Origin of the sequence: Pseudomonas sp. B10(2017), from assembly GCF_002113295.1 — a bacterium.
GTDB classification, from domain to species: domain Bacteria; phylum Pseudomonadota; class Gammaproteobacteria; order Pseudomonadales; family Pseudomonadaceae; genus Aquipseudomonas; species Aquipseudomonas pudica.
The window spans coordinates 23,797-46,248 of record NZ_NEJU01000003.1 but is presented as its reverse complement, the minus strand read 5'-3'; the positions used below and the strand labels follow the sequence as shown (position 1 = coordinate 46,248).

16 protein-coding genes and 1 pseudogene are annotated in these 22,452 nt (G+C 62.5%); 7 read left to right on the top strand and 10 right to left on the bottom strand.

Features of this window, described 5'->3' with window-relative positions; genetic code table 11:
- The first annotated feature begins 20 nt into the window (after window positions 1-20).
- The 6 genes from infB (at window position 21) to CAF92_RS04920 (ending at window position 7,383) form a co-directional block, all read left to right on the top strand.
- A complete protein-coding gene (gene infB, locus CAF92_RS04950; RefSeq protein WP_046613129.1) occupies window positions 21-2,561 on the top strand; it encodes a translation initiation factor IF-2 in 2,541 nt (846 codons plus the stop codon).
- A 116-nt stretch (window positions 2,562-2,677) separates the two neighbouring features.
- Entirely contained in the window at window positions 2,678-3,076 is a 399-nt protein-coding gene (rbfA, locus tag CAF92_RS04945; RefSeq protein ID WP_046613128.1) for a 30S ribosome-binding factor RbfA, read from the top strand.
- 3 nt (window positions 3,077-3,079) lie between these two features.
- Complete coding sequence (gene truB / locus CAF92_RS04940) at window positions 3,080-3,997, top strand: tRNA pseudouridine(55) synthase TruB (protein ID WP_085599580.1); 918 nt, start codon at window positions 3,080-3,082, stop codon at window positions 3,995-3,997.
- A gap of 146 nt (window positions 3,998-4,143) precedes the next feature.
- Window positions 4,144-4,413 carry a 30S ribosomal protein S15 gene (gene rpsO / locus CAF92_RS04935; RefSeq protein ID WP_003249971.1) on the top strand — a complete coding sequence of 90 codons (270 nt, stop codon included), beginning with the start codon at window positions 4,144-4,146 and terminating at the stop codon, window positions 4,411-4,413.
- A gap of 251 nt (window positions 4,414-4,664) precedes the next feature.
- Entirely contained in the window at window positions 4,665-6,770 is a 2,106-nt protein-coding gene (gene pnp, locus CAF92_RS04925; RefSeq protein ID WP_046613126.1) for a polyribonucleotide nucleotidyltransferase, read from the top strand.
- Window positions 6,771-7,032: 262 nt separating this feature from the next.
- The gene (locus CAF92_RS04920) at window positions 7,033-7,383 is read left to right on the top strand and encodes a BON domain-containing protein (protein WP_046613125.1); all 351 of its coding nucleotides are present in this window, start codon (window positions 7,033-7,035) and stop codon (window positions 7,381-7,383) included.
- A 78-nt stretch (window positions 7,384-7,461) separates the two neighbouring features.
- Here CAF92_RS04920 and CAF92_RS04915 read toward each other — a convergent pair whose 3' ends face one another.
- Window positions 7,462-7,764, bottom strand: a complete 303-nt coding sequence (locus CAF92_RS04915) for a putative quinol monooxygenase (protein ID WP_085599578.1) — start codon at window positions 7,762-7,764, stop codon at window positions 7,462-7,464.
- Between the two features lie 60 nt (window positions 7,765-7,824).
- On the opposite strand from CAF92_RS04915, the gene CAF92_RS04910 reads away from it, so the two are divergent.
- On the top strand, window positions 7,825-8,238 hold the full coding sequence (locus tag CAF92_RS04910; RefSeq protein ID WP_010955354.1) for a VOC family protein: 414 nt from the start codon (window positions 7,825-7,827) through the stop codon (window positions 8,236-8,238).
- Window positions 8,239-8,370: 132 nt separating this feature from the next.
- Here CAF92_RS04910 and CAF92_RS04905 read toward each other — a convergent pair whose 3' ends face one another.
- The 9 genes and pseudogenes from CAF92_RS04905 to CAF92_RS04865 all read right to left on the bottom strand — a co-directional run bounded on the left by CAF92_RS04905 (window position 8,371) and on the right by CAF92_RS04865 (window position 22,448).
- Complete coding sequence (locus tag CAF92_RS04905; RefSeq protein ID WP_085599576.1) at window positions 8,371-11,307, bottom strand: DUF748 domain-containing protein; 2,937 nt, start codon at window positions 11,305-11,307, stop codon at window positions 8,371-8,373.
- A 78-nt stretch (window positions 11,308-11,385) separates the two neighbouring features.
- Window positions 11,386-12,254: pseudogene (locus tag CAF92_RS04900) on the bottom strand (oxygenase MpaB family protein).
- A 42-nt stretch (window positions 12,255-12,296) separates the two neighbouring features.
- On the bottom strand, window positions 12,297-14,231 hold the full coding sequence (gene acs / locus CAF92_RS04895; RefSeq protein ID WP_085599574.1) for an acetate--CoA ligase: 1,935 nt from the start codon (window positions 14,229-14,231) through the stop codon (window positions 12,297-12,299).
- 166 nt (window positions 14,232-14,397) lie between these two features.
- Window positions 14,398-16,062 (bottom strand): glucose-6-phosphate isomerase, encoded by a 1,665-nt coding sequence (gene pgi / locus CAF92_RS04890; protein WP_046613120.1) that lies wholly within the window; start codon window positions 16,060-16,062, stop codon window positions 14,398-14,400.
- Window positions 16,063-16,326: 264 nt separating this feature from the next.
- Window positions 16,327-17,190 carry a pantoate--beta-alanine ligase gene (panC, locus tag CAF92_RS04885; RefSeq protein WP_046613119.1) on the bottom strand — a complete coding sequence of 288 codons (864 nt, stop codon included), beginning with the start codon at window positions 17,188-17,190 and terminating at the stop codon, window positions 16,327-16,329.
- Entirely contained in the window at window positions 17,187-17,987 is an 801-nt protein-coding gene (gene panB / locus CAF92_RS04880; RefSeq protein WP_046613118.1) for a 3-methyl-2-oxobutanoate hydroxymethyltransferase, read from the bottom strand. The genes panC and panB overlap by 4 nt, the downstream gene beginning before the upstream one ends.
- A gap of 262 nt (window positions 17,988-18,249) precedes the next feature.
- Window positions 18,250-18,729 (bottom strand): 2-amino-4-hydroxy-6-hydroxymethyldihydropteridine diphosphokinase, encoded by a 480-nt coding sequence (gene folK, locus CAF92_RS04875; RefSeq protein ID WP_046613117.1) that lies wholly within the window; start codon window positions 18,727-18,729, stop codon window positions 18,250-18,252.
- A complete protein-coding gene (locus CAF92_RS04870; protein ID WP_085599572.1) occupies window positions 18,726-20,114 on the bottom strand; it encodes a polynucleotide adenylyltransferase PcnB in 1,389 nt (462 codons plus the stop codon). The genes folK and CAF92_RS04870 overlap by 4 nt, the downstream gene beginning before the upstream one ends.
- 891 nt (window positions 20,115-21,005) lie before the next feature.
- Window positions 21,006-22,448, bottom strand: a complete 1,443-nt coding sequence (locus tag CAF92_RS04865) for a sigma-54 dependent transcriptional regulator (RefSeq protein WP_046613115.1) — start codon at window positions 22,446-22,448, stop codon at window positions 21,006-21,008.
- Between the last annotated feature and the right edge of the window lie 4 nt (window positions 22,449-22,452).

Below are 22,452 nucleotides of genomic sequence, written 5' to 3'. Positions count from 1 at the left end.
CGGCCTGAGGAGAGAAGTGCATGACGCAAGTCACGGTGAAAGAACTGGCCCAAGAGGTCGAGGCACCGGTAGAGCGCCTGCTGCAGCAGATGCGTGAGGCAGGTCTGCCGCACACCGACGCCGGTCAGGTAGTGACCGACAATGAGAAGCAGACCTTGCTGACTCATTTGAAGAGCAGCCACAAGAGCAAGGCGGAAGAGCCGCGCAAGATTACCTTGCAGCGCAAAACCACCAGCACCCTGCGTGTCGCCGGTAGCAAGAGCATCAGCGTAGAAGTACGCAAGAAGAAAGTATTCGTGCAGCGTAGCCCGGAAGAAATCCAGGCTGAGCAGAAGCGTGAACTGGAAGAGCGCCGTGCGGCTGAAAACGCCGCTCGCGAGAAGGTCGAGGCCGAAGTTCGCCAGCGCAACGAAGAGCAGGCTCGCCGTCAGGCCGCCGAAACCGCCGCTGCAGCCCCAGCGCCTGCCGCCAAGCCAGAGTCGGCGCCTGCCGCTGCCCCGGCCCCGGTAGTTGCCGATGCCCCGGCGTCCGAAGACGCCGCAGCCCGTGCTGCCGAGCGCAAGAAGGACGAAGCCCGTCGCAACGAAGGCCGCACCCGTGACGAAGACCGTCGTGGTGGCGAGCGTCGTGGCGAGGCACCGCGCGTGTCGATCAAGGTCAAGGTCAAGGAGAAGGAAAAGGCTCCGACTCCACGGGCCGCACCGCGCACCACCGATGAAGAGAGCGATGGCGTACGCCGTGGCCGCGGTGGCAAGAGCAAGCTGAAGAAGCGCAACCAGCACGGCTTCCAGAACCCGACCGGTCCAGTCATCCGTGACGTGACCATCGGCGAGACCATCACCGTCTCGGAACTGGCCCAGCAGATGTCGGTCAAGGCCGCTGAAGTGGTCAAGTTCATGTTCAAGCTGGGTACTCCGGTCACCATCAACCAGGTGCTCGACCAGGAAACCGCTCAGCTGGTCGCCGAAGAACTGGGCCACAAAGTGACCCTGGTCAGCGATACCGCCCTGGAAGACTCCCTGGCCGAATCGCTGAAGTTCGAAGGTGAAGTCGAATCGCGTGCGCCGGTCGTTACCGTCATGGGTCACGTTGACCACGGCAAGACCTCGCTGCTCGACTACATCCGTCGTGCCAAGGTTGCTGCTGGCGAAGCCGGTGGTATTACCCAGCACATCGGTGCCTACCACGTGGAAACCGACCGCGGCATGGTCACCTTCCTCGATACTCCAGGCCACGCTGCGTTCACCGCAATGCGTGCCCGTGGTGCCAAGGCTACCGACATCGTCATCCTGGTGGTGGCGGCGGACGACGGCGTGATGCCGCAAACTCGCGAAGCCGTTCAGCATGCCAAGGCCGCGGGCGTTCCGCTGGTGGTTGCGGTGAACAAGATCGACAAGCCGGGTGCCGATATCGATCGCATTCGCAACGAGCTGGCCGTCGAAGGCGTGACCTCCGAAGACTGGGGTGGTGATACTCCATTCGTCAAGGTTTCGGCGAAGATGGGTACCGGCGTCGACGAACTGCTTGAAGCTGTCCTGCTGCAGGCCGAGATCCTCGAGCTGACCGCTACCCCGACCGCTCCAGGTCGTGGCGTGGTTGTCGAATCGCGCCTGGACAAGGGCCGTGGCCCGGTGGCGACCATCCTGGTTCAGGACGGTACCCTGCGTCAGGGCGACATGGTCCTGTGCGGTTCCAATTATGGCCGCGTGCGCGCCATGCTCGACGAGAACGGCAAGCCTGTGAAGGAAGCCGGCCCGTCGATCCCGGTCGAAATCCTCGGCCTGGACGGTACCCCGGAAGCCGGTGACGAGCTGTCCGTGGTTGCCGACGAGAAGAAAGCCCGTGAGGTTGCCCTGTTCCGTCAAGGCAAGTACCGCGAGGTCAAGTTGGCTCGTGCTCACGCCGGCAAGCTGGAAAACATCTTCGAGACCATGGGTCAGGAAGAGAAGAAGACCCTCAACATCGTCCTCAAGACCGACGTACGTGGTTCCCTGGAAGCACTGCAGGGTTCGCTGTCGGGCCTGGGCAACGACGAAGTTCAGGTGCGTGTGATCGGTGGCGGCGTCGGTGGTATCACCGAAAGCGACGCCAACCTGGCGCTGGCTTCGAATGCAGTACTGTTCGGCTTCAACGTGCGTGCCGATGCCGGCGCGCGCAAGATCGTCGAGCAGGAAGGTCTGGATATGCGTTACTACAACGTGATCTACGACATCATCGAAGACGTCAAGAAGGCTCTGACCGGCATGCTCGGCAGCGATGTTCGCGAGAACATCCTGGGTGTCGCCGAAGTTCGTGACGTGTTCCGTTCGCCGAAGTTCGGCGCCATCGCTGGCTGTATGGTCATCGAGGGTACCGTGTACCGCAACCGTCCGATCCGCGTACTGCGCGAAGACGTTGTGATCTTCGAAGGCGAGCTGGAGTCGCTGCGTCGCTTCAAGGACGATGCCTCCGAAGTGCGTAACGGCATGGAGTGCGGTATTGGCGTGAAGAGCTACAACGACGTCAAGGTCGGCGACAAGATCGAAGTCTTCGAGAAAGTCCAGGTGGCTCGTACCCTGTAAGGGGCGAGCGTGGTGCAGGCCCCGCCCTTGGGCGGCTGGCAGCGCCTCTGAAGGTAGCGCCCGGTCAGGCTTCAGCCTGGCCGGGCGTTTGCCGCTTTAAGTTACAGGTAGCAAGAATGGCAAAAGAATATAGCCGTACCCAACGCATCGGCGATCAGATGCAGCGCGAGCTGTCGGAGCTGATCCGCCGTGAAGTCAAAGACCCGCGCGTCGGCCTGGTGACCATCACTGCCGTAGACGTCAGCCGCGACCTTGGCCACGCCAAGGTGTTCATCACCGTGATGGGCCAGGACGGCGCCGACGCCGTGCCGCAGACCCTCAAGGCCCTGACCAGCGCCGCGAGCTTCCTGCGCCTGCACCTGGGGCGTGTGATGCAACTGCGCAGCGTGCCGCAATTGCATTTCCACTTCGACGAAAGCGTCAGCCGTGGTGCCCACCTGTCGGCATTGATCGAGCGCGCGGTCGCCGAAGACCGTCTGCACAAGGATGCCGACAAGCCGGACGCCGAGGAGTAAGCGGTGGCCCAGGTCAAACGTATCCGCCGCAACGTCAGCGGCATCATCCTGCTCGACAAGCCGCTGGGCTTCACCTCCAACGCGGCCCTGCAAAAGGTGCGCTGGCTGCTCAATGCGGAAAAGGCCGGCCACACTGGCAGCCTCGACCCGCTGGCAACCGGCGTGCTGCCGCTGTGCTTTGGCGAAGCAACCAAGTTTTCGCAGTACCTGCTCGATTCCGACAAGGGCTACGAAACAGTCATGCAGATGGGGCAGACTACCAACACCGGCGATGCCGAGGGTGAGGTGCTGCAGACTCGCGACGTGACCGTTGGTCGCTCCGACATCGAGGCCCTGCTGCCGCGTTTTCGTGGCCAGATCAGCCAGATACCGCCGATGTACTCGGCGCTCAAGCGTGACGGCCAGCCACTGTACAAGCTGGCACGTGCAGGAGAGGTAGTGGAGCGCGAGGCGCGTTCTGTTACTATTGGCCGCTTGGAGTTGCTCGAGTGCGAAGGCACCCGTGCGCGGTTGAGCGTAGGATGCAGCAAAGGCACCTATATCCGCACCCTGGTGGAGGATATCGGCGAGGCTCTTGGCTGCGGCGCCTATGTCGCCGAGCTGCGCAGGACCCAGGCCGGGCCTTTCGCGCTGGCGCAGACGGTCACTCTCGAGGAACTCGAACAGGCCCACGCCGAAGGCGGCAACGAAGCGCTCGACCGCTTCCTTATGCCTTCTGACAGCGGCCTGCAGGACTGGCCACTGGTGTGCCTGTCCGAGCACAGTGCGTTCTACTGGCTGCATGGGCAGGCGGTACGCGCGCCGGACGCGCCACAATTTGGCATGGTCCGGGTACAGGATCACAATGCACGCTTCATCGGTATCGGTGAAGTGAGCGAAGACGGGCGCATTGCGCCGCGTCGGCTGATTCGGTCGGAATGACCGAAACCGCGGGGCCGGGCAATTGCCAGGTTCCACGGGACCAAGGGTGGCTGTCAGTAGGCACGGTCACACCTTTTTTATTAATACAGGGATTTGTCCCTGGCCTATTGGACCCGCATGCGGGATCCGTTATCAGGAGAAGCCACATGGCCCTCAGCGTTGAAGAAAAAGCTCAGATCGTTGCCGAATACCAGCAAGCCGCCGGCGATACCGGTAGCCCGGAAGTGCAGGTTGCTCTGCTGACCGCCAACATCAACAAGCTGCAAGGCCACTTCAAGGCCAACGACAAAGACCACCACTCCCGTCGTGGTCTGATTCGTATGGTCAACCAGCGTCGTAAGCTGCTGGACTACCTGAAGGGCAAAGACACCACTCGTTACAGCGCCCTGATCGGTCGCCTGGGTCTGCGTCGCTAATAGCGGCCTGGCCAGTGGTGTGCATGGCGTGTCGCAGGCTTCGGCAGGGCTGTTTTGCAGCGCTGCCGTTGGACACGCCACGCGTATCTCCGAGGTTGGCAGCCTGGCAACGCTGAGCGGATCTTCCGCTTGGCGCCAGGCTCCCAGCCTCGTGTTGTATCTGGACGGTCAATGGGGCCGATTCCCCGTTCTGCCCAAGAATTCGCAAGAAACCAGTTCCCCCCAAGAGCCACTGAAAAAGGTAGGAAACCGTGAACCCGGTAATCAAGACTTTCCAGTTCGGTCAATCGACCGTTACTCTCGAAACGGGCCGTATTGCCCGTCAGGCAACCGGCGCTGTGCTGGTTACCGTCGACAACGACGTCACCGTGCTGGTGACCGTGGTAGGCGCCAAGCAGGCTGATCCAGGCAAGGGTTTCTTCCCGCTGTCGGTTCACTACCAGGAAAAGACCTACGCCGCCGGCAAGATCCCGGGTGGCTTCTTCAAGCGTGAAGGCCGTCCTTCCGAGAAAGAGACCCTGACCTCGCGCCTGATCGACCGTCCGATCCGTCCGCTGTTCCCGGAAGGCTTCATGAACGAAGTGCAGGTTGTCTGCACCGTGGTTTCCACCAGCAAGAAGACCGACCCGGACATCGCTGCGATGATCGGTACCTCGGCTGCCCTGGCCATTTCCGGCATTCCGTTCGAAGGCCCGATCGGCGCCGCTCGCGTTGCCTTCCACGAAAGCACCGGCTACCTGCTGAACCCGACCTACGAGCAACTGGCTGCCTCGAGCCTGGACATGGTCGTTGCCGGTACCGAATCGGCTGTACTGATGGTTGAATCGGAAGCCAAAGAGCTGACCGAAGACCAGATGCTGGGCGCCGTACTGTTCGCACACGACGAATTCCAGGCCGTGATCCAGGCCGTCAAGGAACTGGCCGCCGAAGCCGGCAAGCCGACCTGGGACTGGCAGCCAGCCCCGGCCAATGTCGAGCTGATGAACCTGGTGCGTGGCGAGTTCGGTGAAGCCGTTTCGCAGGCATACACCATTACCCAGAAGGCTGACCGCTACAACCGCCTGGGCCAGCTGCGCGACGAAGCTGTTGCCCGTCTGAGCAACGAAGAGACCGGCCCGTCCGCCAGCGCCATCAAGGACATCTTCGGCGAACTGGAATACCGCACCGTCCGTGAGAACATCGTCAACGGCAAACCGCGTATCGACGGCCGTGACACCCGCACCGTGCGCCCGCTGAACATCGAAGTCGGCGTATTGCCGAAGACCCACGGTTCGGCGCTGTTCACCCGTGGTGAAACCCAGGCCCTGGTTGTCGCGACCTTGGGTACCGCACGTGACGCCCAGCTGCTGGACACCCTGGAAGGCGAGAAGAAAGACCCGTTCATGCTGCACTACAACTTCCCGCCATTCTCGGTGGGTGAGTGCGGCCGCATGGGCGGCGCCGGCCGTCGTGAAATCGGTCACGGTCGCCTAGCCCGTCGTGGCGTGCAGGCCATGCTGCCGAGCGACAGCGACTTCCCGTACACCATCCGTGTGGTTTCGGAAATCACCGAATCCAACGGTTCCAGCTCCATGGCTTCGGTCTGCGGTGCTTCCCTGGCCCTGATGGACGCCGGTGTACCGATGAAGGCCCCAGTTGCTGGTATCGCCATGGGTCTGGTCAAGGAAGGTGACAAGTTCGCTGTCCTGACCGACATCCTGGGTGACGAAGACCACCTGGGCGACATGGACTTCAAGGTAGCCGGTACCGCCAAGGGTGTTACCGCGCTGCAGATGGACATCAAGATCAACGGCATCACCGAAGAGATCATGGAAATCGCCCTGGGCCAGGCCCTGGAAGCGCGCCTGAACATCCTCGGCCAGATGAACCAGATCATCGCCCAGTCGCGTAGCGAGCTGTCGGCCAACGCTCCGACCATGATCGCGATGAAGATCGACACCGACAAGATCCGTGACGTCATCGGTAAAGGCGGCGCCACCATTCGCGCCATCTGCGAAGAGACCAAGGCTTCGATCGACATCGAAGACGATGGCTCGATCAAGATCTTCGGCGAAACCAAGGAAGCGGCAGAGGCTGCCAAGCAGCGCATCCTGGGCATCACCGCCGAGGCCGAGATTGGCAAGATCTACGTCGGCAAGGTCGAACGCATCGTCGACTTCGGTGCCTTCGTCAACATCCTGCCTGGCAAGGACGGCCTGGTACACATCTCCATGCTGAGCGATGCTCGCGTCGAGAAAGTTACCGACATCCTGAAAGAAGGCCAGGAAGTCGAAGTACTGGTACTGGACGTGGACAACCGCGGCCGTATCAAGCTGTCGATCAAGGATGTTGCCGCGGCCAAGGCCTCGGGCGTCTAAGCGACTGCCACGCTACAGGAAAGGGCCCTTCGGGGCCCTTTTTTCATGGGCGAAAGGGAACCTTTTGCGGACTTGCATCTTGCATGCAGGTTTACGGTGCGGATTGCAAAATGCACGACGACAGGAATACTGATTTTTCGTTAACTTATTGATTTAAAAGGAAACAAGCGAGGCGGAAAAGCTGGCACAGCGCGTGCAACTACCTTCATATCTGACGCCAGGACATACGGCGCAGACCTTTCGAAAAACAGGAGTGACTCACATGAAGAAGTTCGCCATTGCTGCCGCTACTGCTACCGCCCTGACCCTGACCCTGGCTAACGGCGCATTCGCTGCAGAGCCAACCCAGGCTCCAGTCATGTTGGCCGCCAATACCGTGGACAACGCCAAGCAGGAAGGTTCTGACACCTGGATCACCACCAAAGTGAAAGCGGACCTGCTGACTGAAAAAGGTATTCCAGGCAGCGACATCAAAGTCGAGACCAGCCAAGGTGTCGTCTCGCTGTCGTCTGACGTGGCGGTGACTCAGTCCCAGAAAGAAGAAGCTGTTCGTATTACCAAGAACATCAAAGGCGTCAAGAGTGTGATGTCGGATGGCCTGAAAGCCGAATAAGGATTGTCCCGTCGGCCAAACGGATTTGGCCATCTTTGCTCCGAGCCCCGGCTATTTGCCGGGGCTTTTCATTTGCGGCTAGTAAACCGGGTTACGTGCGATCACATCACTCTCGAAGCATTCCTGCTCGATGATCAGCGGCTCGACCAACGGCCGGCTATCGCGAAAGTGCGCGGTTTCGGTGTGCGCTTCATACGCCGCTTCATCGCGGTAGATCTCGTACAGGTAGATCACCTCCGGGTCGGCCCGGTCCTGCGACACGTCGAACACAAGGCAGCCCGATTCGGTGGCGACAGACGCTGCGGCATTGACCTTGATCGCACTCAGAAAATCTTCGGCGCAACCGGGCTTCACTCGGGTCTTGATGAACAGGCTATACACAAGGCTCTCCTTTTGTTTTAAATTCTACTGTGAATTGTATACAAAAATGGAGCCTCGCCAATGTCCGAATTGCCTGCCCGCCCTGGTCGCCTGAATGGACTGCGTCATATTGCCTTGTTGGTGCCCAACCTTGAGGAGTGCGAACGTTTCTACGTCGATGTGCTGGGCATGGAGGTGCTGAACCGGGCCAACGAAGACCTGGTGTATCTCACTTGTGGTAACGACAATCTGTCGCTGGGGCGTGGGGCAGGGGCGGCCAATGGGTTGCAGACCCTGGACCACTATGGGTTCATCGTCGATAGCGTGGAGGAGCTGGAAGCCTGGTACCAGTACTTCAAGGCGCACGGCGTGACCTTGCTGGACCGGCCGTTCAACCATGGTGACGGGGCGCGCAGCTTTCACCTGCTGGACCCGGCAGGGAACAAGGTGCAGCCGTTGTATCACCCGGCGGTGTCGGGCCAGCGTTTGGTGTGAAGCCTGTACCGGCCTCTTCGCGGCGGTTCGGCGCCCCGATGAGCTCCCACAGGGAGCGCGCACAGCTCAAGGCCAGCGCATACCTTGTGGGAGCGGGTTTACCCGCGAAGAGGCCAGCCCTGCTGGTAGAAACTACTCGGCATCCAGATGCATCGGCGTCACCACCCGCCCATCGCTCTCGGCCTGGCCCAGGTTGGTATCGATGAAGTACACCCGGTCATCTTCCAGCTGGCCTTTGTCCACCAGGTAATCCTTGATGCTGCTGGCCCGCTCCTGGCCCAGCGTGCGCAGCAGCGCAGTACTCTCGGCCCAGGACTTGATCACCGCCTCGCGCAGCTTGGCGGTGCGCTCGTCACGGCCCAGTTGCTCCCATTCGGCAGGCGGCTGCTGTTTCAGGCGATTACGGTAGATGCCTTCGAGCATCGCTGGTTTGTCGCTGTCGTCGACCACCAGCATCGAGGCATTGGCCGGTACCTTGTCACCGCGACGCTGCAGGATCTTGTACCAGGTGGCCTGGTACTCACGCTCCAGGCGCTGCTGGGCGATCAGCGGGCCATCGCTGGCCTGGGCACTGGTGCCTTCGATTTCCAGACGCAGCTCCGGGCGTTCCTTCAGGGCCGACGCCAGCTTGTCCAGCGATGCCTTGGCGTCGCCACCGAGCTCGCTGGAGCCCGGCGCGAAGGACACGTTGCCCAGGTCTTCCGAGCCACCGCCGGCAACCAGCCCGCCAATGAACTTGAACGGTGCCTGCGCCGCACGCAACACCAGGTTGCGCAGTGTTTGCCAGACGATCGGCATCACGCTGAACTGCGGGTTGTTGAGGTCGCCTGACACAGGCAGCTCGATCGAGATCTTGCCTTCTGTATCCTTCAGCAACGCCACCGCCAGTCGGATCGGCAGGTCCACTGCGTCCGGGCTGTCGACCTTCTCGCCCAACTGCAGCTGCTCCACCACCACCTTGTTCTCGGCCTTCAGCTGGCCATTGGTGATCAGGTAGTGCAAGTCGAGGTTGAGCCGGCCCTTGCGGATGCGGAAGCCGGCGAACTTGCCGGAGTAGGGGGTGAGTGTGGTCAGCTCGACCCGCTTGAAACTCGTGGCGATGTCCAGGCTGGCCAACGGGTTGAAAGGGTTCAGGGCGCCTTTGATGGTGACTGGCGCGTAGCGGTCGACCTTGCCCTTGACGTCGACCTTGGCCGGCACCGGCTTGCGGTTGTCGATGGTGCCGATCCGGCCGTTGAGCTGCTGGATGGCCGTAGCGAAGTTGGGTGTGAGAGACAGGTCGGCGAAGTTGGCCGAGCCGTCGTTGATGTCGATCTGGCCGATGTGGATGCCCAGCGGCTTGTCGTTGCTGGCAGCGGCCGGCTTGGCCTGGCTGGTTGCCGGAGCGCCGGCCGGCTGCGGGATCAGCAGGTCGTTGATGTTGGTGGTGCGGTCTTCGTTGATGATGAAGCGCGCATAGGGTTGCAGCAGGGTCACCTTGTCGATCGACAGCGCATCGCCGTGCACGTAGGACAGGCCATCGACGTTCACCTGCTGCCATTTGACGAAGTCACGGCTCTTGATGGTGTCGAGGGTGTGCAGCTGGCTGACCTGTGCCTTGCCGGTAACGCTGAAGGCCAGCGGTGCGGTGTTCTTCAAGTCGACCTTGAGGTCGCTGGCGAGCATGCCACTGCGCAGCTCCAGCAGAATGAACGGGCTTATATAGGCTTGGGCCACTCGCAGGTCGATGTCGCGGCTGCTCACGTCCAGCTTGGCCCAGATGGGCGCCAGGTTGACCTGGCCGGCTGCCTGCAGTTTGCCTTGCTTGCCCACACCGGTATCGAGCTTGAGCGTGAAAGGCGACTTGTTGAGGCTGTCGAAACCTTGCAGGTCGGCATTGAGCGGGCCGACGTCCAGGGCCACCGGCTCCTTCTGGGTACGGTCTGCCAAGTGCACCAGATAGTTACGCAGTTGCACGTCCTTGAGCAACACCTGCCAAGGTTTGCTTGGCTCCTTGGCGGCTTGCTGTTCGGGCGTTGGCTCGGCGGTGGCAGGCTCGGCCTTTTCCTTCGGCGTGGCTTTGGCCGGCTGGCTGGCGAACAGCTTTTGCCAGTCGAGCTGGCCGTCCTTTTCCAGCGCAGCCCAGGTTTCCAGTTTTTCGCTGCGGATCTTGCCCACGGTGACCAGCTGCTTGACCAGGTCGACCGAGGTTTCGCTTACCTCCAGGCTGGCCAGGCGTGCCAGCGGCCGGCCATCCGGGGCCTTGATGGCGAACGGAGCAATGCGCACCGACGCGTTGTCCAGCAACAGTTCGGTCTGTTTGGCAAGGTTGAGCTTGTAGTGGGTGTCGAGGCTGACCACGCCTTCTTCCAGCACCAGTGGCACGGCATCGCGTACATAGGGCCAGAATGCCTTCATCCTGCCTTCGGTGATCTTCAGTGTGCCTTCAGAGGCTATTGGCGCCAGGCTCAGGGTGCCTTTCCAGTCGATGCGCCCGCCGTTGGGGCCGATGGCCACCAAAGTCATGTCGGCGTTGTCGTTGGGCAGCGTGCTGAGGTTTTTCAGCTCCAGGTTCATGTTGTCATAGAGGAACTCGATCGGCTCGCCCGGGCGCAGGTCCTCGAAGTGCAGGTAGCCGTCGCTGAGCTTGATGCTGCCGATGCGTAGCGGGAACGGGTCGCTGGGCGGTTCGTCAGGTTTGGCTTCGCTGGCTGGCAGTTTGAACAGGCGGGTCAGGTTGAGGGTACCGTCCTTGGCGAACAGTACTTCGTTGCGTGGCTTGACCAGTTCCACTGCGTCAAGGTGCAGGGCGCCACTCCACAGGCTGTCGAGCGAGAGGTTGGCGTATAGCCGGTCGAAGCCGACCTGCTCCTTGCCAGGCTCGCCGATCTGCAGGCCCCACAGCGTCAGCTCGAGGCTGAAGGGGTTGAGCTCGATCCGTTCGAGATGGGCAGGCACGGTTGCGTACTCGGCCAACTGCTGGTTGGCGATGCGCAGCGCGACACCGGGGAGAACGAGAAAGCCGAGAAGGCTGTAGAGGGCTACCAAGGCCAGCAGTGCGCCAACGGCGCGAGTCAATCCTTTGTACATGTGTCGCTTCGTCTGTCTAAGCAGGAGAGCTTGGAGTATGGCACGTTAAATCAGTTCCGCTGAGGCGACCATTCGACTTCATTCGATGCCCATGCGCCGTTTGGCCCGGTGCGCCGAGCCGTCACGCATCGCCCAGCGCAGTACTGGCGCGGTGCGTTGCAGGCCCAGGCGGATGATGCGCCGCTGCAACGGGCCGTGCTGCAGCCCGAGCATGGTCTGGGCCCACCCCGGCAGCAGGTCGATGCCGGCATGCAGCATCAGCTTGCCCACCGGCTTTGCCAGGCGACTGGGGGCGGGGGCATCGAGCAGGATGCCGACCACCTCATGCTGCGGGCGTCGCAGTGCAATTGTGGCCGCATGCGCTGCAGGTAGTCCTCGACCTGCTGGCACGAGCGCGGCACGTCGCGGGCGCCAAGGCGCTCGGCGATCAGCGCGATCTCTGCGTAGTAGGCATCCTGCTCTGCGCGTGCAAGGTGCGGGTTGCGGTAACGCAGATGGGCGGCGAGGAAGCTGCTGACTTCCGCCACATGCACCCAGGTCAGCAGGTCCGGGTCGCTGGCCGCATACGGGCGGCCATCCGGCGCGATGCCGGTCACCTGAAGGTGGATGGTGCGCACTTTGTCGATCAACCATTCGGCATCGCGGGTGGCGCCGAAGGTGGTGCCGGAAATGAATTGGCTGGTGCGGCGCAGGCGACCGAGCAGGTCTTCACGAAAGTTGGAATGGTCCCACACCCCGGCCAGGGCCAGCGGGTGCAGCAACTGCAGCATGAGGGCGCTGATGCCTCCGACCAGCATGCTCGGGAAGTCGCCATGTACCCGCCAGCTGATACTGTGCGGGCCGAACAGGCCGGGGTCGCCCTTGGGCGATTCCAGGTCGAGCTGGCCGAGGGCCAGCCCGGTAAGGCTCATGACCTGGGTTTCGATGCGGCGGCGAAGGGCTTCCATGGCGACCTGTGGTTCAGGGCGGCCAACAACAGCGGCCGCCGGTTACTGGTTGAGGCGTTTGTCGATAAGGCCCTGCACCACGCTGGGGTCTGCCAGGGTCGAGGTATCGCCCAGGTTGTCGAGTTCGTTGCAGGCGATCTTGCGCAGTATACGCCGCATGATCTTGCCTGAGCGTGTCTTGGGCAGCGCCGGAGCCCACTGGATCAGCTCGGGCTTGGCGAAACTGCCGATTTCCTTGCTGACCAGGGCCAGTAGCTCGGCCTTGAGCGCGTCGTCCGGTGTTACGCCATTCATCGGTGTGACGAAGGCGTAGACGCCTTGGCCCTTGAGGTCGTGGGGGTAACCGACCACCGCCGCTTCGGCAACGCTGTCATGCAGCACCAGCGCGCTTTCCACTTCGGCGGTACCGATACGGTGGCCGGAAACGTTGATCACGTCATCGATGCGACCGGTGATCCAGTAGTCACCATCGGCATCGCGGCGGGCACCGTCGCCGGTAAAGTAGTAGCCGGGCATCGGCTTGAAGTAGGTGTCGACCATGCGCTGATGGTCGCCATAGACGCTTCGGATCTGCCCAGGCCAGCTGGCCTTGATCGCCAGCAGACCGGCACCGGGGCCCTCGATGAGCTTGCCCTTTTCGTCCAGCAGCACTGGTTGCACGCCGAACATGGGCTGGGTGGCACAGCCGGGCTTGAGCGATTGCGAGCCGGGCAGCGGGGTGAGCATGATGCCGCCGGTTTCAGTCTGCCACCAGGTATCGACGATAGGGCAGCGCTTTTGCCCGACTTCTTCGAAATACCACTCCCAGGCTTCGGGGTTGATCGGCTCGCCGACGCTACCCAGCAGACGCAGGCTCTGGCGTGAAGTGCCCTGCAGCGGCGCGGAGCCTTCGCGCATCAGCGCGCGCAAGGCGGTAGGGGCGGTGTAGAAGATGTTCACCTTGTGTTTGTCGACCACTTGCCAGAAGCGCGAGGTGTCCGGGTAGTTGGGTACGCCTTCGAACATCAGCGAGATCGCGCCATTGGCCAGCGGACCATAGACGATGTAGCTGTGGCCGGTAACCCAGCCGACATCGGCGGTGCACCAGAACACCTCGCCGTCACGGTAGTCGAACACCACCTTGAAAGTGAGGGTGGCCTGCAGCAGGTAGCCGCCCGTAGTGTGCAGCACGCCCTTGGGTTTGCCGGTGCTGCCGGAGGTGTAGAGGATGAACAACGGGTCTTCGGCGCCCATTGGCTCGGGAGCGCAGTCGTCGCCGGCCTTTTCCGTGGCCTCGTGGTACCAGAGATCACGGCCTTCGGTCCAGGCGACATCGCCGCCGGTGCGGCGAACCACGAATACGCTGCTGACCGCGGGGCAGCTGGCCAGGGCCTTGTCGACGTTCTGTTTCAGCGGTATGCGTTTGCCGCCGCGCACGCCCTCATCGGCGGTGATCACCGTACGGCAGTCGGCATCGAGGATACGGTCGCGAAGAGCATCGGGCGAGAAGCCGCCGAACACCACCGAGTGGATGGCACCGATGCGGGTGCAGGCAAGCATGGCGAAGGCGGCTTCGGGGATCATCGGCATGTAGATGCACACCCGGTCACCTTTCTTTACCCCGCGTGCTTTCAGCGCATTGGCCAGGCGGCATACCTGGCGGTGCAGTTCGCGGTAGGTGATGGCCTTGGAATCCTTGGGATCATCGCCCTCCCACAGCAGGGCGGTCTGTGCGCCGCGTCGGTCCAGGTGGCGGTCGATGCAGTTGTAGCTGACGTTGAGCTGGGCGCCGTCGAACCAGCGAGCGTTGCCGGTCTTCAGGTCGCATTGCTGCACGCTCGACCAGGGCTTGATCCAGTCCAGGCGCCTGGCCTGTTCGGCCCAGAAGGTGTCGGGGTCATCCACCGACTGGCGGTAGAGGCGGCGGTACTCGTCGGGAGTGAGGGCGGCGGACTGGCCGGCGGCCAGGGCCTGGGGGTAGTTGCGGATATCGAACATGGCGGGTGGTCCTGCTCTTGTAAGGGGCGATGGACTGCAACGGCTATTCGATAGGACAGTGTAGCCAGAGGTGATGTTCCTTGAGGGTAGACTCGGTCCCTGTAGGAGCGGCCTTGTGCCGCGATGGGCCGCTCCTACACGGAGCGGCCGTATGACGGCTTTGGGATCAACCGCGGTGACGGCCGCGGAAGTAGTTGATCAGGCCTTGGGTGGAGCCATCTTCGGCGCTCTCTTCCAGGCTGCCGACCAGGCGTTGGTAAACGCCTTTGCCCAGCTCCTTGCCCAGCTCCACGCCCCACTGGTCGAAGGCGTTGATGCCCCAGATCACGCTCTGTACGAAGACCTTGTGCTCGTACATCGCCACCAGCGCGCCCAGGCGGCGGGGGCTGATGCGTTCCACCACCAGGGTATTGCTCGGGCGGTTGCCTGGGATGACCTTGTGCGGGGCAAGCTTTTCGATGTCTGCTTCGTTCAGGCCTTTGCCACGCAGCTCGGCTTCGGCTTCCTCGCGGGTCTTGCCCAGCATCAGCGCCTGGCTCTGCGACAGGCAGTTGGCGTACAGCCACTGATGATGGTCGGCCACCGGGTTGAAGCTCACCACCGGCACGATGAAGTCGGCCGGAATAAGCTGGGTGCCCTGGTGCAGCAACTGGTGGTAGGCATGCTGGCCGTTGCAGCCGACGCCGCCCCAGATCACCGGGCCGGTGTCGGTCTTCACCGGGGTGCCGTCCTGCAGCACGCTCTTGCCGTTGGACTCCATGTCCAGCTGTTGCAGGTGCTTGGTGATGTTGCGCAGGTAGTGGTCGTACGGCAGGATCGCGTGGCTCTGGGCGCCCCAGAAGTTGCCGTACCACACGCCCAGCAGGGCCAGCAGTACCGGCATGTTCTTTTCGAACGGCGCGGTCTGGAAGTGCTGGTCCATGGTGTAGGCACCGGACAGCAGCTCCTTGAAGTTGGCGGTACCGATGGCCAGGGCGATCGGCAGGCCGATGGCCGACCACAGCGAGTAGCGCCCGCCCACCCAGTCCCACATCGGGAAGATGTTTTCTTCGCGGATGCCGAAGGCCACGGCGGCGGCCTTGTTGCTGGAAACGGCGATGAAGTGGCGGTACAGCTCGGCTTCCGAGCCACCCTGGGCCAGGTACCAGGTACGCGCGGCCATGGCGTTCTTCAGGGTCTCGAGGGTATTGAACGACTTCGACGAGACGATGAACAGAGTGGTTTCGGCGCGCAGGTTCGCCGATAGCTCGTGAAACTCACTGCCGTCGATGTTCGCCAGGTAGTGGCAGCGCACACCGCGCTGGGCGTAGGGCAGCAGCGCCTCGGAGACCAGCTCGGGGCCGAGGAACGAGCCACCGATGCCGATGTTGACCACGTCGGTGATCGGTTTTTCGCTGTAGCCGCGCCACAGGCCGTCGTGGATGCGGCCTACCAGTTCGGTGATCTGGTTGAGCACCTTGTGCACTTCCGGCATGACGTTCACGCCGTTGACGCTGAGTTTGTCACCCACCGGCCGACGCAGGGCGGTGTGCAGCACCGGGCGCCCTTCGGAGGCGTTGATGATTTCGCCACTGAACATGGACTTGATGGCGTCCTGCAGGCCCACTTCGTTGGCCAGGTTCACCAGCAGGTCGCGGCTTTGTTCGGTGATCAGGTTTTTCGAGTAGTCGAGGAACAGGCCGCAGGAACTCAGGGAGAACTGGTCGAAGCGCTTGGCATCGGCGGCGAACGCTTCGCGCATGCTGAAGCCTTGCATGGCGTCGCGGTGTTGCTGGAGCGCCTGCCAGGCGGGCAGGGCCGTGACATCGTGGGGTGTACGGTAATACGCCATTGCGCGGGGTTCCCTTGGTGCGTGGTGAGACCTTGGACACGGCACTCATTGCCGGGTTCAGGCTGGCACCATTATAGGCAAAGGCCACTTGCAGGGAATGGGTAAGGCGGGGGAATTTGGGGGAGGCAACTGTCTTGTATCGCTTGTACTGGCCTCATCGCCGGCAAGCCAGCTCCCACAGGGATAGCGCATGGCATCGAGGCCGATGCGATCAAGTTGGGAGCTGGCTTGCCGGCGAATGGGCTGCAAGGCAGCCCCAGGCCGTTACGCGGTCTTTTCTTCCACATGCAGGTACAGGTTGTCGATCAACCGTGTATTACCCAGGTAAGCCGCCGCAATTACCACCAGGTCTCGATCATCGATCACTGCCGGGCGCAGGCTAACGGCATGACGCACTTCCAGGTAATCCGGCCGAAAACCAGCGGTGGTCAACTGTGTCTGGCCTTCGGCAACCAGCGCGGCAAAGTCCCGCTGGCCACGTTCGATGGCAGCAGCGATGTGCTGCAGCGTGCGGTACAACGCTGGCGCCGCAGCACGCTGCTCAGGCGTGAGGTAACCATTGCGCGACGACAGCGCCAGGCCGTCCTCGGCCCGCACGGTAGGCTCGCCGATGATCTGGATCGGCATGTTCAGGTCGCGCACCATGGCGCGGATCACCGCCAGCTGCTGGAAGTCCTTTTCACCGAACACGGCAAGGTCGGGCTGGACCATGTTGAACAGCTTGCTGACCACGGTGGCCACGCCTTCGAAATGCCCGGGCCGGCTGGCGCCGCACAGGCCTTCGGAAAGGCCGGGCACGCTGACGCGGGTTTGCACGCTCATGCCGTCGGGGTACATCTCTTCGACGCTGGGCGCGAACAGCAGATTGCAGCCAGCCTGGAGCAGGCGCTCCTGATCGGCGGCCAGGGTGCGCGGATACTTGTCGAGGTCTTCGTTGGCGCCGAACTGCAGCGGGTTGACGAAGATGCTGGCGACCACGAAATCGGCGCGCTGCGCAGCCTTGGTCACCAAGGCGGCATGGCCGCTGTGCAGGTTGCCCATGGTCGGCACGAAGCCGATGCGCTTGCCTTCACCGCGGGCGCGGGCGACTGCGGCGCGCAGTTCGCGGACGGTCTTGACTGTATTCATGCACTGAACCCGTGTTCGCTGCCTGGGAAGCTGACTTGCTTGACCGCCTCGACGTAAGCGACGAGAGCGCTATGGATATCCGGCTGGCCTTGCATGAAGTTCTTCACGAATTTAGGTACCCGGCCGCTCAGCGACAGGCCGAGCATGTCGTGCAGGACCAGTACCTGGCCATCGGTGCCGCTGCCGGCGCCAATGCCGATCACCGGGATGGCCACGGCACTGGTGATTTCCGCCGCCAGTTCGCTGGGCACGCATTCGAGCAGCAGCATGGCCGCACCGGCCTGTTCCAGGGCGATGGCGTCGGCGCGCATCTGTCGGGCCTGGGCTTCCTGACGGCCCTGCACCTTGTAGCCGCCCAGCACGTTGACAGTCTGCGGGGTCAGGCCCATGTGCGCGCACACCGGCACGCCACGCTCGGCCAGCAGGCGGATGGTCTCGGCCAGCCAGGCAGCACCTTCGATCTTGATCATGTGGGCGCCGGCCTGCATCAGCGTGGCGCTGTTGGCGAAAGCTTGCTCCGGGGTGGCATGCGCCATGAACGGCAGGTCGGCGAGGATAAGGGCGCCGTCGTTGCCACGTTTGACGCTGGCGGTATGGTAGGCCATGTCCGCGGTGGTCACTGGCAGTGTGCTGTCGTGGCCTTGCAGGACCATGCCCAGCGAGTCGCCCACCAGCAACACTTCTACACCGGCCTGGCTGGCGACCTTGGCGAAGGTCGCGTCGTAGCAGGTCAGCATGGTGATTTTTTCACCCTTGGCCTTGAGGCCATTGAGGGTGGTCAGGGTTACTTCAGGCATGTAGGAAATTCCTCGTTCAGGCGCTGTAAAAAACGACTGCATTCAACGCGTGTAGTCATCTTCCGGAGCGGCACATCATCGCGCGTGATGTTCGGGCACAGGTCCGTCCGGGCCTAAATACGGGTATGCGGCACTTTGGTGCCACACGGGACGCCTATAGTCGTGAGCGAGGTGGGGGAAGTCAATCACCCTGTTACCGCATTGTTACGATCAGGGTGTTACTGGCGTTACCGCGCCAGTGCGCAAGGCTGGAACGCCCGGTTTACAGGCGTTCCAGGCCGACGAACGGGCAGTCGTCGAGCAGTTGCGCAAGGGCGCGGCCATCGGCCAGGCGGAAATCGCCCGGTACCAGTTCTGCCAGCGGGTACAGCACGAAAGGCCGGGCATGCATGTGGTAATGCGGCACTTTCAGGCGCGGCTCGTCGAGCACCTGGTCGCCGAACAGCAGGATGTCCAGGTCCAGTGTGCGCGGGCCCCAACGCTCCTTGCGCACGCGGCCCTGGCCGTTTTCGATAGCCTGCAGTGCATCGAGCAGGTCCAGCGGCGCCAAGGCAGTGTCCAGGGCGGCGACGGCATTGGTGTAGCGCGGCTGGCCAGGCAGCAGTGAATCGCTGGTGTACAGGGCCGAGGCCGCCACCAGACGCGTGGCTTCGACCTGGTCGAGGGCCTGCAAGGCGCTACGCAGCTGCTCGGCAGGTGCGTCCAGATTGCTGCCCAGGCCGATATAGGCGCGGGTACTCACTCGAACGCCTCGTCGCCACTGCGCTTGCGCTTGCCACCGCTACGCTTGCGTTTGCGCGGGCCGGCACCGGTACCTTCGTCGCGGCTACCCAGTTCGCGGATCATCTCGCGACGCTCGCTGTCGTTGGCATCCTGGTAATCGGTCCACCACTGGCCAAGGTCGTCGGTTTCTTCGCCGGCGCTTTCCCGCAGCAGCAGGAAGTCGTAGCCGGCACGGAAGCGAGGGTTGTCCAGCAGCATGTCGGCGCGCTTGCCGCTGCGGCGAGGCAGGCGCTCCTGCATGTCCCAGATCTCGCGGATCGGCAGGGTGAAACGCTTGGGGATGGCGATGCGTGCGCATTGCTCGGCGATCAGGTCGTGGGCCGCACCGTTCATGGCCGGTATCGGCGGTACGCCCTGGTTCTGCAGGTGCAACACGCGGGCAGGCAGGGCTGGCCAGAGCAGCGCGGCGAAGAGGAAGGCCGGGGTTACCGGTTTACCTTGCTTCACGCGCAGGTCGGTGTTGTTCAGCGCTTGGCTGATCAGCGTGTGGGTGTAGGTCGGGCGTTCGTCCAGGGCATGTGAACTGGCCGGGAACAGCGGCTCGAACAATTGCAGGTCGACCAGCATTTCAAAGGCGATGGCGCCCTGGCCCGAGAGGAAAAGCTTGAGGCTCTCTTCGAACAGGCGCGCCGGTGGAATTTCGCGCAGCAGTGGAGCCAGCTCTCGGATCGGCTGGACCGTGTGCTTTTCGATGCCGAAGTCGAGCTTGGCGGCGAAACGCACCGCGCGCAGCATGCGCACCGGGTCTTCCTGGTAGCGGTGGGTAGGGTCACCGATCAGGCGCAGCAGGCGGTTGCGGATATCGTGCACGCCGTTGGCGTAGTCGAGGATGCGCTCGCTGACCGGGTCGTAGTAAAGGGCGTTGATGGTGAAGTCGCGACGTTGCGCGTCCTCTTCCAGGGTGCCGTACACGTTGTCACGCAGGATGCGACCACTGGCATTGTGCGACGAACGGTGGCTGTCGCCCTGGTCGTCTTCCGTGTGGTGGGCGCGGAAGGTGGCGACTTCGATGATCTCACGGCCGAAATGCACGTGGACCAGCTTGAAGCGGCGGCCAATGATGCGCGCGTTGCGGAATTCGGCACGGACCTGTTCGGGGGTGGCACTGGTGGCGACATCGAAGTCTTTCGGCGTGATGCCCAACATCAGGTCGCGGACACAGCCACCGACCAGGTAAGCCTGGTAACCGGCGCTCTGCAGGCGTTCCACGATGCTCACCGCATGGCGGCTGAACTGATGGCGTTGCAGCGAGTGCTGGCTCTTGTTAATCACCTCAGGCGTGGTGCGCCTGTGGTGCGGGCCCGGTACGGGCGGGCGGAACGACTGGAACAGCTTCTTCAGCATGGGATGCACTGTTTGAAGGAATGTTCGGCCAAGAATAGGAGAATGGCCGCATGATGGGCGGGGATTCTAGCATTTACTCAAGGAATGGTGTAGGCGGGTAGCAGGGTGCCTGCGGGAAGGGTAGAAACGACAAGGGGAGCCTAAGCTCCCCAAGAAGTCGTTGCGCGCTCTTATTGTTTTTTTGCTGGGCTTCTTGTTTTTGTTGAGTGCCCTGCCCACAAATCTCGAAGCTTGTGGACGACCCCCAATCCAGGGGTTAAGAGCAAACGGATTGCTTTGGCCGCTGATGTCACGTTGATCTGTCGATCCAACCAGTTCAGGCGCTGCTTTTTAGTGCAGTTTTTATTGTTCTCTGCCTGGTTGTGGGGCAAGCCCCAAACACGCATCCTCTCCAAAAGAATCAGTTAGCTGCGCCTCCGCCGTCTTGTTTTTATTGTGCGTGAGCCGTTTCGTCTTGTTCTTATTCTGAGTTGCAGTGCTTGTTATTGTTCTTGTACCAGACATATAGCAGGTGCCGTGCCAACTTTTGCAAGCCCAGTAAAATCAAGGGGTTGGAGCTGGTGAGCGGTTTAGCGGCGGTCGAAAATGTCGAAATTTCGTTACCGTACGCCTCGGGAACTGTTACGGCGGAAAGCTTGGGTAACAGATTTTTGCGGGGGCTGAAGTGTTACCTGGGGTGTGTGCGCTGGCTTTGCTGGCCCTTTCGCGGGTGAACCCGCTCCCACGGGAACGGCGCAGATTTCGCTAAATCCCGGTAAGCCGGCTTCCACAGGGACCGCACCACCTTGAGGGCAGTGAAATTCCTGTGGGAGCGGGTTCACCCGCGAAGCGGCCGGAATGGCACATAGAGAGGGATGAGGGCAGGAGGAGCCTCCCGCCCAGGCAACACGGTTACTCGCTGGTAGCGTTGCTCTTGCGCCGCGGGATGCCCAGGCGCTGGCGGCGTTCCCACAGGCACTTGCGGCTGACCCCGAGCTTGCGGGCCAGCTCGGTCTCGGTCATGTGGTCCTGGTGCTCGAGCACGAAGTGCTGGAAGTAGTCCTCAAGCGACAGGTCCTCGGTCGGTTCATGGCTGGCATTTGCCGTACTGGCCACGACCAGGGCGTTGTCGAGGATTTCGTCCTCCTCCAGGTCGCCGAGTTCGATGTCGATGCCCAGCAGGTCCGCGGAAATTTCTGCGCTCTCGCTGAGGATCACCGCACGCTCCACGGCGTTTTCCAGCTCTCGCACGTTACCCGGCCAGCTGTAGTGACGAATGGCCTGCTCCGCTTCGGCCGAGAAGTGCAAGTCGTCGCGGCCGATGCGCGCGCTCTGGCGGGCGAGGAAGGCGCTGGCGATCTCGTTGACGTCACTGCCGCGCTCGCGCAGGGCAGGCAGTTTCAGCGCGATCACGTGCAGGCGGTAATAGAGGTCTTCGCGGAACTGGCCGGCCTTGGCCAGGTTCTTCAGGTCGCGGTGGGTCGCGGCGATCAGGCGTACATCGACCTTTTGCGACTGTACCGAACCCACCCGGCGAATCTCGCCTTCCTGCAGCACGCGCAGCAGGCGGGCCTGGGCTTCCAGCGGCAGTTCGCCGATTTCGTCGAGGAACAGGGTGCCGCCATCGGCAGCTTCCACCAGGCCAGCGCGCCCGGCGCTGGCGCCGGTGAACGCGCCTTTCTCGTGGCCGAACAGCTCGGACTCGATCAGTGTCTCGGGGATGGCTGCGCAGTTCACCGAAATCATTGGTGCCTTGGCCCGACGCGACAGGTTGTGCAGGGCGCGTGCGACCAGCTCTTTACCGGTGCCCGACTCGCCCTGGATCAGCACGTTCGAATCGGTGGGCGCGACCTTGCGGATCTTGCTGTACATGTCCTGCATTGGCGGACAGGAGCCGATGATGCCGATTTCGCCATTGGCGGCTGCCGCGCTGCCTTTGTCGGCCGGGGCGGCCTTGCCATTGGTGGCGCGTGGCTCGGCCGCCGGTGCGGCTGCCGGGGCGTTCTGCCGGTCGCGCAGGATACGCGCCACCGCTTGAAGCATCTCGTCGTGGTCGAAGGGCTTGGCGATGTAGTCCACCGCGCCCATTTTCATCGAGTCTACCGCCGAGCGCAGGCTGGCGTAGCTGGTCATGATCAGCACTGGGGTGCCCTGGCCGAGCTTGATCAGTTCGGTGCCGGGCGCGCCGGGCAGGCGCAGGTCGCTGACGATCAGGTCGAAGGTGGCAATGCTGAAGCGTTCCTGGGCTTCCTGCACCGAGCCGGCTTCGCTGACCTGGTACTGGTTCCGTTCGAGCAGGCGACGCAAGGCCGAGCGGATGATGGTTTCGTCTTCGACGATCAGAATGTGCGGCATTGAT

Coding starts and splice junctions, on each gene's coding strand:
- infB (WP_046613129.1), top strand. CDS start 21: ATGACGCAAGTCACGGTGAAAGAACTGGCCCAAGAGGTCGAGGCACCG.
- rbfA (WP_046613128.1), top strand. CDS start 2,678: ATGGCAAAAGAATATAGCCGTACCCAACGCATCGGCGATCAGATGCAG.
- rpsO (WP_003249971.1), top strand. CDS start 4,144: ATGGCCCTCAGCGTTGAAGAAAAAGCTCAGATCGTTGCCGAATACCAG.
- CAF92_RS04920 (WP_046613125.1), top strand. CDS start 7,033: ATGAAGAAGTTCGCCATTGCTGCCGCTACTGCTACCGCCCTGACCCTG.
- CAF92_RS04910 (WP_010955354.1), top strand. CDS start 7,825: ATGTCCGAATTGCCTGCCCGCCCTGGTCGCCTGAATGGACTGCGTCAT.
- CAF92_RS04905 (WP_085599576.1), bottom strand. CDS start 11,307: ATGTACAAAGGATTGACTCGCGCCGTTGGCGCACTGCTGGCCTTGGTA.
- acs (WP_085599574.1), bottom strand. CDS start 14,231: ATGTTCGATATCCGCAACTACCCCCAGGCCCTGGCCGCCGGCCAGTCC.
- pgi (WP_046613120.1), bottom strand. CDS start 16,062: ATGGCGTATTACCGTACACCCCACGATGTCACGGCCCTGCCCGCCTGG.
- panC (WP_046613119.1), bottom strand. CDS start 17,190: ATGAATACAGTCAAGACCGTCCGCGAACTGCGCGCCGCAGTCGCCCGC.
- panB (WP_046613118.1), bottom strand. CDS start 17,987: ATGCCTGAAGTAACCCTGACCACCCTCAATGGCCTCAAGGCCAAGGGT.
- CAF92_RS04870 (WP_085599572.1), bottom strand. CDS start 20,114: ATGCTGAAGAAGCTGTTCCAGTCGTTCCGCCCGCCCGTACCGGGCCCG.
- CAF92_RS04865 (WP_046613115.1), bottom strand. CDS start 22,448: ATGCCGCACATTCTGATCGTCGAAGACGAAACCATCATCCGCTCGGCC.